This is a genomic window from Bradyrhizobium nivariense (assembly GCF_029846695.2).
Classification (GTDB): Bacteria; Pseudomonadota; Alphaproteobacteria; order Rhizobiales; family Xanthobacteraceae; genus Bradyrhizobium.
This window is the reverse complement of sequence record NZ_JARWCR020000034.1, coordinates 1-12,304: the sequence shown is the minus strand read 5'-3', so window position 1 is coordinate 12,304 and position 12,304 is coordinate 1. Positions and strand designations below refer to the sequence as shown.

Genomic DNA, 12,304 nt, shown 5'->3' with positions numbered 1-12,304 from the left:
ACAAGCCCGGGCATGACGATCCCCTTCAGATGATCTAGCGCAGCCTATGCCGCGCGCACGCCGGCCAGGAACGTCCCGACCTCGCCGGAGAGCTGCTCGGCCTGCTTGGAGAGGTTCGAGGCCGCGGCAAGCACCATGCCTGCGGCATTGCCGGTCTCGTTCGCTGCCGTGCTGACGCCGCCGATATTGGTGGTGACTTCCTGGGTCGCTTCCGCGGTCTGCGAGACGCTGCGGGCGATCTCGGCGGTGGCGGCGCCTTGCTCCTCGATCGCAGCCCCGATCGAGGTGGCGATCCGGCTGACTTCCTCGATGGTGGCGGTGATGCCGCCGATCGCGTCCACCGCTTCCTTAGTCGCGCCCTGGATCTGGGCAATCTTGTCGCCGATCTCGCGGGTGGCTTCCGCGGTCTGGCTGGCCAGCGACTTTACCTCGGAAGCGACGACCGCAAAGCCGCGGCCAGCTTCGCCGGCACGCGCGGCCTCGATAGTGGCGTTGAGCGCGAGCAGATTGGTCTGCGCGGCAATGCTGGAGATCAGCTCGGCGACATGCTCGATCTGCTGGGCGCCGTCGGAGAGCGCGCGCACGATGGTGTCGGTGCGGCGTGCGCTGTCCACGGCGCGGCCGGTGACCTCGGCGGATTGTGCGACCTGACGGCTGATCTCGGTGATGGAGGAGGAGAGCTCCTCGGCGGCGGCCGCGACGGTCTGGACGCGCTGGCTGGCTTCGGTGGCGGCCGAGCCGACGACGGCGGCGCGGCGGTTGGTTCCCTCAGCCGTGGATGACATCGACTTGGCGGTGACCTCTAGCTCGCCGGAGCCCGAGGCCATCAGGCCGACGAGCTGACCGACCGAGGCATCGAAGCGATCGGCGAGCGCGATCAGGGCGTCCCGCTTCTCCTGCTCGCTACGTGTCTTGGCGGCGACCTGCTCGGCCTCCAGGTTACGCGCCGTCAGCGCGGTCTGCCTGAGCACTTCGAGGGTCTCGGCCATGCGGCCGATCTCGTCGCCGCGACCTGTCTCCTCGACCGGCGTGTCGATGGCGCCTTCGGAAATCTCCTGCATGCGGTTCTTCTGTCGGTCCAGCGCGCCGAGCACGTCGCGGGCAATCAGCCAGGACAGCGCGGCCATCAGCAGCATCAGGCCGATGCCGATCGCGCCCAGTTCCAACGTCAGCGCGCGCACGTCGGCGTCGATGTCGTCGACATAGAGGCCGTAGCTGATCGTCGCGTTCCAGGGTGCGAATTTGCGCGCGAAAACGGTCTTGCGGACCGGCTCGGTCTGGCCGGGGCGGGGATAGAGATATGAGGTTACGCCGCCCTGAGCAGTCTGGTTGCCGGCACTTATGATCGCATCTGCGATGAGGACACCGTTGGAGTCCTTCGCGCCCGTGATCTTGCCTTCGAGCTGCTGGTTCGCACCGTTGACCAGGATCGAGGTATCGGCGTTATAGACCACCGGATAGCCTTGTCCGCCATTGAAGCTCATACGGCGGCCGCGCAGATGGAACTGGACCTTCGCTTCGGCCTGCGTCAGTTTACCGGCGCCGACCTCCTCTTCAAGTGATTGGGCGAGGTTGTAGAGCATATCGACCGCCGTCCGCATCTGCTGGACGCGGTCCTGCATCATGCGGCTCTTGCTGAGCACGGACGACACCCCGATGATGGCCGTGACCGTGAGTGCAGAAAGACACACCATGCTGGCGAGCTTGGTGCGGATCTTCAGATGACTCAGCAGCTTCATCACGGCCTCGACGGAACGGTTATTATTACTCGCGTCGGTAGCATGAAGTTCTTACCAATCATGAATGGACGCGTCCGACGAGCTGCCGCGCACGGGGCGTCCGCAGCCGCATGCGCAAACATGCAGGCCCTAATGCGCTTCTTCGGCGCATGGCGCGTCAGGACCCAGAGAAAAATGGTGTCGGACTTTGGTCGCGACCGAATCTGGCCGAAGCAGCAATGAACCGATTCGTTCATCGCATCGTCATGTCTGTACTGCTTGTGGCGGCCCTCGTTCTCATCTGGAACGTGCTGGGGGCGCGCTGAGCCGGCACCGGCAAATCCGCCGGTGCCGCCTTACTTGCGAGGTAACGACGAGCGCGTCAGCGCCGCGCGTAGGCTCCGCCGGCAGCGTCGCTGTCCTTGCCCATCACCGCATCGACGCTGACCGAGCCGCCGCCCGCTGCCGAGAGGTAGAGGCAGGCGAAACAGAACAGGATCGCCGCGGTGCCGCCATTGAGCAGCGGCAGGAACACCGGTGTGCCGGTCTTGAGCATGTGGCCCATGAAGTAGGCGAACGCCATTTCACCCGCCAGGATGAAAGCCGAGAGCCGGGTAAACAGGCCGAGCATCAGGGTCGCGCCGAGCACCAGCTCGAGCGTACCCGCCACGTAGATCAGCGGCGGGATGTCGGCGAAGTAGGGCAGCACCGGAAACTTGAACAGCTTGGCGACGCCGTACTGGAACAGCAAGAGGCCAGTGATGAAGCGAAACAGGCTCAAGAGAACCGGTTGAAAGCGAACGAGATAGGGAAAGTTCATTGGTTTGTGCCCTCCATCCAATGCTGCGACTTGGACCGCATTCGGTTCCGCCTCGCAAGTCACCCCGGCTAAATTCTGCGCTGACATTTTCGTCATGTCGGACAAAACACCGCACGCTCGGCTTTCAGCCGCGCGCGATGCGCATTTTTGCACGTGTTCGCGTCGTGCCCATCCGTAATTTCCCGGTGACGCGAATGCCCGCAGGTTACCTCTGAGACACCTACCGCCGCAAGGCGGGCACGACCAGGAACGGGATCATCCCGAGCACCACGCTCGCAAGTGCGAAGGCAAGCAGCGCGTTGTAGCCATGGGTCGCGTCATGGATCAGGCCGCCGCTCCAGGAGCCGAACGCCGAGCCGAGGCCGCTGCCGATCGAGATGGTGCCGTAGATGGTGCCGACGCGCTTGCCTCCAAAGATCTTCATCGCGGTCGCCGTGATCAGCGGTCCACGCGAGCCCATCATGCTGCCGAAGCAGACGACGAAACTGGTGAGCACGAGGACGTTGGGAGTGTACTGCATCAGCCACATAGCTTACAAAACACGGAGAAATTCGCGATTTCTAAGACCTAACTGCTATCCTATCTGCCAAAAAAAGCCGCGCGGTCGGGGCCCCCTATACGATCAATTCGGGCGGTGACGCGGTTTGAAATTCAGATTTGATTGCGTGAATGAACAGCGAAACGCGCGGTCCTGTGAGGCTTAATCGTTCGTCGGCAAGCGTGGTTTGGACGTTGTGCTTTAGGTCGCGCATTCCGTGGTTGGTTGCCAGCATGGTGCGGACCTTTTCGCGTCCCATTCGTTCACAGAATTGCTTCGCCAACAATGGGTAGTCCGGAACGCGTTGATGGGCGTAGCGCTCAACGATCGGTGCGATGGTTATCGGGGTTAGACCGGTTTCCTTGCAAAGCTTCGAAATCGCTGCGTCCTGCCGTGATGGTGGTAGCGATGCGATTTCTGCGCACCGCTCTTGAACGCGGTTGAAGAATGCAAGCGTTCCTTCGTTACGTCCGGTCATTGCGATGTTCTTTCAGAAATAGAAATCCCCGGAACGTGCTGTGTACATCCGACAGCACGTTCCGAGGTTGCGGGCACCGGCAGGATAGCGACAAACGACCGGTGCTTGCAGTCAGTTTAGCGTTTGTCGGGAGATGCGAACGCGAGCAAGCTCCGAATATGGTTCGCGTGAAGCTCTAGCTTCGCGTCGTCACCGTCGCGCCTCAACACTTCACGGAAATACTTGAGGTGCGACTTTCCAGCTTCGCGGTGCTGTTCGTTGGTCATTTTTGCTGCCATGGGGTGTTGTCCTTTATTGGACGTTGTTGGACGGCCGTCCGGATTGCCGTATCTGCGCAAACCACGCTGCGCGGATTTCTTCAAATTCAAGCTTGTGCGTGCGGCGAATATGCCCGCAAAAATGTGCGTCCTCGCCATGTGCCAGATGTTCGTTATCGCTGATGCATCGCATCAATGCGCGCATCACGTCGTTGACGTTCATTGAGCCGGGAAAGAGATCAAGCAGCCGGTTCATGTATCCCTTTTCTGTCGCGTTCGGATACTTGCGGTAGAGCCATGCGGCCAAATCGGTCAGCGCAAGCCAATCGAGATGCAGCGTCTTTGGCGCTCGCGTGACGTGCAGGCGCTCCAACGTCGCGTCAATAAACTCGCATTCGATGTCGGGTGTTGGACGGCGACCTTTCGCGATGCCGAGAACAAATCCGTCCTCAACTTCGAAAGTCAAATCGGCTTGTTCAACATAAATCGTAATCATTGCTGTACCTCATCAAACCAGATTTGTGTTGCCTCAACGTCGCTCATCGTTGTCAAAATTCTCGGCAATTTGCCAAACAGTGCGATTGTGATTGCAGACGGCAACTGCGGCCCATAACCATCGATCATCTTCGCGTATGGACGTGCGGCCGGTTCGATCTCGTCCATGTCATTCCGTGCCTCGCATGCTTTGATCCAATCTGACATGCGTTCGGCATAGCGGTCGTATGCTTCGCGGTCGGCCGGTAACAGCGCTTCCACGCGCGCCGGACGTATCAGCAAAATCAGCGCTGCAAGTCTTTTGCGGTCGCGATCGGTAATTCCCATCAGCGTTGCGCTAGCATCGTTTCGAGTTCGGTTAAGCGTGCACGCAAGTCGTCGATGGACTCGATCGATGCAAGCCTTTCCAACCCCGATGAAATCTGTTTCATTTCGTCGGCGGATATTTCGCCAGTTTCGAACGCGTCGCGGATATCGGCCGGTTCGCTGCCGTGCATTTCGATAAGGCGTCCCGGTACCACCAGCTTGATTACAAGCTGAATTGCCCAAGATTGTTTTTCATCGATCGCACTTGCGAGCGCTTCAACCGCGCGCGGTCCTAGCGCTCGAATTTGCTTTGCCAGTTCTGACGAAATGCGGTTCTTGCTACCTAGCGGCCTGCCGGGGCCGCGCAGCCAACGTCCTTTGCCGTCGCGAGCGCCGTTAGAAATGTGGCCGTCTATGGGCGTGACGTTGTTAGGCGGTGTGGTCATAGTTCTAAGTCCAAGTTACCGTAATTGCCCAGCGCGCGCACCACGCTCCAACTGCGGAACGCGGTACTGATCCGCGTGGCGTGATCGGGCGAGGAAACTCAAAAGCACATCTCCAATGATGCAGACGTGCTTTTGAAATACCGAACGAACGCATAATTTCAGCCGAGTTGATCGCGGTGGCGCCACTCCGCAAAATTACACGCTTTTCGATGTTCGGCCCGCGCACGTGCATCATCCCATAACGAGAACGTAGGCGTCCTGACGCTGCAAATCGCAAGTCAACTCGACGACGGTGATAGTTTCGTTCAACACCCGCGCGACTGCTTCCGCGACTTTCGATCGGACCTTGATCTCATCGATCTTGGCCCGTGCCGCATTCTCGGCAGCATCGACATCTGGACCGTTCGCCAGAACGTCATCGACGGAAGGGCGCTTCGGAAAATCACCCTGTATCCCGGAAATTCTCACGGCGCGGAGCACGCTGTAGCGCGCCTTGGCCTGCTCAACAATTTCAGGCGGCAGTCCGTCCAGCCCGCCACTCTCGATAACACCGGCAAGTTGTTCCTCGCCGAAGCCCTGCAACAGGCGCACCTTGTTGCCGACGTCCGGGGCAGCGCCCAGAAGTGCCAAGGCGTGCGCACGAATGTTCATCGTCGCGATAGACGTCGGATCGACTGCCGTCAGATTGGCCCACGCTGATGCAATGGTCTGCATTTCATGAAGCGCGGCAACGCGAACATCGCGGGCGGCATTGGCGAGCCCTGTGGACACCACCGCGAGCCGGTTGTACGCGGGGATTTTATCGATCGCGTACTCAGTGCCGTTGCGAGCAGCAACCGCTCCGAACAACGCCAGCGTTCCGCCAAGCGCGGTCATGGGCGCGTCCAGGGCACCGCCGACGCCCGGAATGAACGCGCCGGTTGAGCGATCGCCAACGCCAAACATGAAATTGGTTCCACGATTGGGAACCTGCGTGCTGGAAAAACGAATTGTCATTTCGATAAATCCTCTGGTTTGACCCCGGTTTGACGGGTCGGTCTGGAAGGTCAAACGCGCCCGGCCATCAGACCCATAGAGTATTACGGGAGTGGAATATAGAGCGATAATCATCACAATGCTTTGGATATACACAGAGACAACTCGCATTATTGATCAGTAAAGTAATCGCGAAATAGACGGCATGTAATTGCGCAAAATCATCGCTTGACCATCGCAACAATGATCGCAACGTAAGTTGGCATATTGATCGCGTGGATTATCGCTATCGTACTGAAATGATTCACTGCGTGGCTAAGGGGAGCACAGCTGCGACGATCGGACGGGCATTTGTGCTCAACACCGCCTTTGGACGGTGGTGGTATAGGTGGTGAATCGCAACGCCCTTTTGCTTGCAGCCTTTCCACCACCTCCACCACCTCCACCACCTAATGATAAAGAGAGTAGGAGAGGGGCATCGTAAAATATGTAATTATGTATTTTCCTCTACTGCTCTAGGCCTCTATAGAAACAGGTGGTGGAGTGGTGAGGTGGTGGAAACGGAAATTACATAAAGCCATAAATCACTATTCGGGATTATAAATCGGCGACCGAAGCGCCGTCCGAACCGCGCAGCAAAAGCCCGGCTGTTCACCGGGCTTTGCTATCGTTATTGATTGGGCATCGGTATCGGCACAGCCCCAATTCGCTTCCAACATCGTTTGCGGTTTTGATCTTCGCCTCTCTCGAATTGTTTAGTAGAGCGAATGATCGCAGCGACCTCCATTTGACTGCTTTTCGTTTGCTTGTCGGTTGTGATTTTCAGGTTGGAAAGAATATCCTCCACATATACAAGATTTTTATAGTCAAGATACGCGATCACGGTGTTGTGCCACGGATGCCTTTCCTGACGTTCGGAAGTCTCGCGCTTGGCGATTTCGTATTCGGCTTCGTTCAGCCAATATTGTTCACCTTGTCGATATCGCGTGACCGCTTCGGCGAACAATTGATCACGATCACGTTGCAGGCCGTCTAAGTCGATGGTGTTGCTAACGGCGATAGGCCAAAACCGCCGCGCGCCTGTAGGGTCTTTGAGATAAACATCTGCGTTGGTCGTTGCGGCAAAGACGCTAGTTCGCGGACTGGCGATGGTGTGCCGTCCATACGAAGGGCGGAATTTATCGATGCGCGTTGTGAGGAACCTGTTTACGTCAGCGATGTCGGAGCGTTTGACGGCGGCCATTTCGCCGATCTCGACTAACCACAAACCTTGCAAATGATCAGCGGCGTCCTTGTGATGAATGTCCGGCAATCCATCGCTAAAATATTCATCGCCCGCTAGAATGTTTAGTGCGGTCGATTTCTGCTTACCCTGTTCGCCTTCTAGAACGATAACGGTATCCACCTTGCAACCGGGATTGTAAGCGCGGGCAACCATGCTGATCAGAAATTTTGATCCGACGATGCGCGCGAAGGTATCGTTCGTTGCATTGAAGTATGTCAGAAACAGATTGTTGATGCGCGACACGCCGTCCCATTGCAGCGAGTTCAGATAATCTGTCACCGGATTAAATTTGTTGCGATGGGCTGCAATGGTCGAAGCGTTCCGCACGGCTTCCATTGTTGGTTTAAGCGCAAGATGATGGAACCAGCTTTGCAAATAGGGATCGTCAACATCGCTCCAAAGCGCCGGATATGTTTTCGTCGGTTCGTTGTCCCATGGCATAGCGTTACGCTTGACCATGCGTTGTTTGAAAGTATCGAAGGCGATAGGTAGATGTTCCCTGATAGACGTAGCTAGCGCGGTCGAAATTGCTGATAGCGCTAGCGGTCCATTGTACGCCTGATCAAAGATTGAGAGTTGCGACGTTTCCGGCGTGGTTGGCGAGGTGAGCAATGATGATGGATCACCTAGCGTCATGCGAGCGCGCTGATCGTGAGTAAGGTTGCCGCTTTTGATTGCTTGATGTCGAAGGTAGGACCAACCGAAATTTGTCCCGTTATCAGCGGATCGCCATTGCTTATCATTTGCGCCGGGTTCGTTCGGTTTGGAGAAGCCTGCATTCCAAACGTCCCAAGCGAGGCGGGCGGCATTCTCATGAACTAGGCCGGTTACAGCGTGGCGAAAAGCGAAACTGATGTCGCGCCATTCATTGCGATCACAATTTATATCAAGGCTGTTTAAGGCGATCGTTGCTATTTGGAAATCGGGGGCGCGATCTGTACCAAGGGGTTTGCGCCCGAACGTAGCATTCGTTTTCGCTGGCGCGATGATCACGCTTTCAACCGTATCGATATAGCGGCTTCCGTTCACGCGAAAGCATTGAATAGGATGGCCGTTGATCAGCTGCCCGACATAATAGGATTGGCTATCGGTAAAGCTTTCGTCGGCGAGAACACCGCCTAGAATGCCGTTGATCCGTCCGACTATAGCATGTCGCTCCGAAACGCTGCGTGGTCGCGATACTGGCGCGATTATGCGCCATCTCGGTTTTTCCGCTGTGTGTGACGGGCTGGTGTAAACGAACGCGATGATATTTGCCGCAGTCAACCGGAATACAGCTTCTTGCGGCTGCATCACCTCTGCATCGTAATCGCATTCAATGCCGGAAATCGTTTCAATGGTGGCATTGCTGCGATAGTCTCTCGCGAACGTCGCGAGCTTGATCATCGGCAATTCGTCTTTGGTTGTCGTGATCCAAGCGCTCTGCTCAATCCAAGCGCAAAGAGCGGGCCAGTCATTTTGATGCCGCGTGCCTTGCGGATTGTCGTTGCGTTCAAAATAGGTGAAAGAGATTTGAGGAAATGGCCCGCTGTCGAACGCACTGAGAGACAGGCACTGCTTGAAAGTCGAGGCGATCAGGTGTAGGGACATGAAGCGTTCTTTCTTGGTCGGAAGGCGCATTGAGTGATTACAGGCGGCCCGGTTGCGACCCGGGCCGCCTTTTTCGTTCGGTCGCTACTGCGCGGCCGTAGCGCGAGCGGCGAGGGCCGCTTCAAGGGCTTCGCGGGCAATATGAGCCTGTTCAAGCACGCCCTTGAAAACGTCTGGCCCCGCTACACTGGCCCGCTCTAGCATCGCGTCTATGGCAGCCAGGGCGGTCTGTTTGTGAGCTTGGCGCTCTGCGCGTCGGCGGTCACGCCATTGCCGGTGATATTCGAGGGTCGCCATGTGTGCCTCCGTTGCTGTTACGAATTTCGATCAGCAACGTTCACTGCTTCGCGCCCATCTCACAAGGCGGCGAAAATGAGCGCTGCATGGTTACGCATGGTTGTGCATGGATCGGACGAAAATTTTCCACAACGCTGTTCGATTGACGGTTATGGCTGATCCTGTTTTAGCCAAAGATTGCACAAATACCCGTGGATTATAGAGCGTGCGGGCTTGCGGTTGGAGCATATCCGCCAATCCGCAAGCCGTCCGTGTTATGATCCTCTGAGCGCTTCGCCGCACTGCGCAGCACATAGGAGAGCCATCAAATGAGCACACTGTCGCAACTGACCACCCAGCGGGCCGGTGCAGCCTACGCCAGCGCAGTTGATGCGCTAAAGACTGCCTACATAAACCTCGCCGCGCTCGACCGCACGATGGAAAATCGGAATGTCAACGCTCCCATACCGGTCCCCTATGCCCCCGGTCCGCTCCCCAATAGCGCGCCGGTTTCCGTGCTGTCTTTCCTGCGCGATAAGAACGCGGTTGATGATCTTGTGCGGCTTCTGCAACACGCCGAGTTCGCGCCCAGCTTAAAGCAAGACTGGCCCGCTCAGATTGTCACAGCGTCGAACACGCAGATCGCATCGTTCACGCTTGGCTGATCGCAGCGTCGTCGCGCAGCACCTAGGAGAAGCGTCAAATGGACTTGGCTCAAATCGGCTTCGGTGTTGATACGTCCGAGCTCGCTGCGGCGACTACGGACCTACAAAAGCTTGTCCCGGCTTCCAAGGCTGCCGAAAGCGCCGCTGAAAGCGTTTCGGCCGCGCTCAACAAGGTCAACAAGGCCGCAACCGGCGCGACAACGGCAGCCGGTGGAACGACCAAGGTGATGCAGGCCGTAGCCGGTGCGACGACAGCAACGACCAACGCGACAAAATCGGCAGCAGCAGCGAACGACAATCTTTCGAAAAGCCATGCTGGACTATCGACGCAGGCAATGGCCGCACAGCATTCAATCCGATCGATGGTTGAACAGCTTGCAATGGGCGTACCTCCGTCGCAGGTTTTGACCACGCAACTGAACCATCTTTCATACGCTGCATCCGGCCCCGGTGGATTGACCAAGGCATTTGGCGACGCGTTGGGATCATTGCGCGGGCTAGTCGGCGGGACCGGAGCCGTTGTCAGTGGCACTGCCGCAATTGCCGTTGGTTTCGGCGTGCTCGCAGCCAACGCAATCAAAAGCGCGCTTGCATTGGATGATCTCTCGAAATCAATCGATGTCCCGCTGAGCAAACTTCATACTTTGCAGCAACTCGCGAGCGGCAAGGGAATTGACGCTGATGAATTCGCCGCTGGAATGCAATCGTTCAGCAAATCAGTTGACGAAGCGCAGCACAACACCGGCACCCTCAATACCATGATGATCGCTGCCGGGAAGAGCGCAAAGGACTTCGACGGCTACCTAGCGAACGTCGCTGATCTTGTATCGCAGGCGGCAAGCGGCGTCCAAAAGCGAAACATTCTTGAAGCGGCGAGTCTTCCCATAACGCAAGCTTGGGTTCGTCTCATGAGCCAAGGCAGCGAAACCATCAAAGCCGCGAGCGCGAATACGATCGGGTTCAACGATGCGGCTGAGAAAAACCTGATCCAGAAAGCGCGCGACTTCGACGATCGATGGCACAATGCAACGACCAACGTTAGCAATTACCTGAAATCGATCACTCTTACGGGCCTTGACTGGGTGGATAAACTGCTGTCAGTCGCTGCTACTTTTCGGCAAATCAATAATGAATTTACGGTCGCTGGTGGAGCTAGAAAAGGAGCGGTTGACGCGCGCTTTGGATCTTTCGCTCAGCCGAGCAATGTTGCAGACCTATCGGCGGGCTTGGTCAACAGAGGTAAGCAGATTACCAGTGTTGCGACCGCCGCTACTGGCACGCCGCCCGATCCAACAAAAGCGCTCGTTGAAAATCAGCAAGCGCAGCAGCGTATTTCAATCCTTGGCGATATGGCGACAGTTGAACAGCAGGTGAAGCAGAAACAACTTGAATTGACCGCAGCGGGCTTGCAAGGCGTCGGTGTTAGCAGAGACATGGCCGCCGCGATCCTGAAAAACACGCGCGCTATGGCCGAAATGAGCCGCGTGCAGCAACAGGCAACCGCTGGCGTCTATGACGCGAACGCCGCGCGCAAAGCCGCTGCGGACACGTTGCAATCGTGGATCGACAAAGGGCTGATCGATAAGAACAACGTTGAGCAGATGGCAGCCGGTCAACAGGCGCTTGCGAACCAGTTGAAACAAACGTCCGATGCTGCGGCAATTGCGGGCGCGAAATTCCAATCGTTGAAGCAAATCGAATTGGACGGATCGAACTTCGCAAAGCTACTCGACACGTCCGTTAGTGGCGCGCTGAACAGTCTTGTTTCGCCAATCCAAGATGTCATGAACGGTGTAACGTCGCTTTCGGCCGGTTTCAAAAATGCCGGTGTGGTGATCCTCAAGGCCATTCAAGAGATGATCATCAAAATGTTGATCCTCGCTCCGATCGCGCAGGGCTTACAGAGTATATTCGGAGGCTTTGGTGGCTTCGGAAGCTTGTTCGGGCTGCCGTCGTTGACAAAGAACGCGGCAGGCGGTGTCTATAACTCGCCTACCCTAAGCGCCTATTCCGGCCAAATCATATCGCAACCGACGATGTTTAGGTTTGCGACGGGTGCAGGATTGATGGGCGAAGCCGGACCGGAAGGCATTTTGCCGTTGAAGCGCGGGCCATCGGGCGCGCTAGGCGTCCAAATGTACGGTGGTCAACAGGCGGGCAACGACAACAGCATGCAAATCACCTACGCCCCTACATACGGCGATATTGCCCCGGGGGCTGATCCGCAAGCGATTGCGGAGCTACGGAAGGCACAGGCGCGGGACCGTGCCGAATTCGCTTCCAACGTCGGTAAGACAATCCAGAACCTCCGCAAGCGCAACGTTAGGGTCTAGCAGTCTGCTGAAAAACTATGAAGTCGAGAGTTTTCTTGTCTTTGTTCGGTCGCTGTCGGGGCGGAGCGCTGGAGGTTGGATGTCGTGTTCGGCTTGGCGCCGGGTTACCCCGGCGCGGGGTG

12 protein-coding genes and 1 pseudogene are annotated in these 12,304 nt (G+C 57.1%); 2 read left to right on the top strand and 11 right to left on the bottom strand.

Translation table 11 applies throughout. The annotated features are described in order from the left end of the window. Window positions 1-44: 44 nt before the first annotated feature. From QCM77_RS25330 to QCM77_RS25280, 11 genes and pseudogenes are all read right to left on the bottom strand, one after another. Entirely contained in the window at window positions 45-1,739 is a 1,695-nt protein-coding gene (locus QCM77_RS25330) for a methyl-accepting chemotaxis protein (protein WP_279665845.1), read from the bottom strand. 361 nt (window positions 1,740-2,100) lie between these two features. After that, the gene (locus QCM77_RS25325) at window positions 2,101-2,538 is read right to left on the bottom strand and encodes a DoxX family protein (protein WP_279665847.1); all 438 of its coding nucleotides are present in this window, start codon (window positions 2,536-2,538) and stop codon (window positions 2,101-2,103) included. A 220-nt stretch (window positions 2,539-2,758) separates the two neighbouring features. After that, a pseudogene (locus tag QCM77_RS25320) lies at window positions 2,759-3,067 on the bottom strand (MFS transporter); the annotation flags it as partial. Window positions 3,068-3,152: 85 nt separating this feature from the next. Beyond that, window positions 3,153-3,554, bottom strand: coding sequence for a hypothetical protein (locus tag QCM77_RS25315; protein WP_279665849.1), 402 nt, complete (start codon window positions 3,552-3,554; stop codon window positions 3,153-3,155). A gap of 116 nt (window positions 3,555-3,670) precedes the next feature. Continuing rightward, window positions 3,671-3,832: a hypothetical protein gene (locus QCM77_RS25310; RefSeq protein ID WP_279665850.1), complete on the bottom strand. Its 162-nt coding sequence runs from the start codon at window positions 3,830-3,832 to the stop codon at window positions 3,671-3,673. A gap of 13 nt (window positions 3,833-3,845) precedes the next feature. Then, window positions 3,846-4,307: a hypothetical protein gene (locus QCM77_RS25305; protein WP_279685343.1), complete on the bottom strand. Its 462-nt coding sequence runs from the start codon at window positions 4,305-4,307 to the stop codon at window positions 3,846-3,848. Continuing rightward, a complete protein-coding gene (locus QCM77_RS25300) occupies window positions 4,304-4,633 on the bottom strand; it encodes a hypothetical protein (RefSeq protein WP_279685342.1) in 330 nt (109 codons plus the stop codon). Before QCM77_RS25300 ends, QCM77_RS25305 begins: the two co-directional genes overlap by 4 nt. Then, window positions 4,633-5,058 (bottom strand): hypothetical protein, encoded by a 426-nt coding sequence (locus QCM77_RS25295; protein ID WP_279685341.1) that lies wholly within the window; start codon window positions 5,056-5,058, stop codon window positions 4,633-4,635. Before QCM77_RS25295 ends, QCM77_RS25300 begins: the two co-directional genes overlap by 1 nt. A gap of 231 nt (window positions 5,059-5,289) precedes the next feature. Beyond that, window positions 5,290-6,054: a hypothetical protein gene (locus QCM77_RS25290; RefSeq protein WP_279685340.1), complete on the bottom strand. Its 765-nt coding sequence runs from the start codon at window positions 6,052-6,054 to the stop codon at window positions 5,290-5,292. Between the two features lie 649 nt (window positions 6,055-6,703). Continuing rightward, entirely contained in the window at window positions 6,704-8,908 is a 2,205-nt protein-coding gene (locus tag QCM77_RS25285; RefSeq protein ID WP_279685339.1) for a VapE domain-containing protein, read from the bottom strand. An 84-nt stretch (window positions 8,909-8,992) separates the two neighbouring features. Then, window positions 8,993-9,205, bottom strand: coding sequence for a hypothetical protein (locus tag QCM77_RS25280; protein ID WP_279665857.1), 213 nt, complete (start codon window positions 9,203-9,205; stop codon window positions 8,993-8,995). 308 nt (window positions 9,206-9,513) lie between these two features. On the opposite strand from QCM77_RS25280, the gene QCM77_RS25275 reads away from it, so the two are divergent. After that, window positions 9,514-9,849: a hypothetical protein gene (locus tag QCM77_RS25275; RefSeq protein WP_279685338.1), complete on the top strand. Its 336-nt coding sequence runs from the start codon at window positions 9,514-9,516 to the stop codon at window positions 9,847-9,849. A 38-nt stretch (window positions 9,850-9,887) separates the two neighbouring features. Next, window positions 9,888-12,182 (top strand): phage tail tape measure protein, encoded by a 2,295-nt coding sequence (locus tag QCM77_RS25270; RefSeq protein ID WP_279685337.1) that lies wholly within the window; start codon window positions 9,888-9,890, stop codon window positions 12,180-12,182. Window positions 12,183-12,304: the final 122 nt, after the last annotated feature.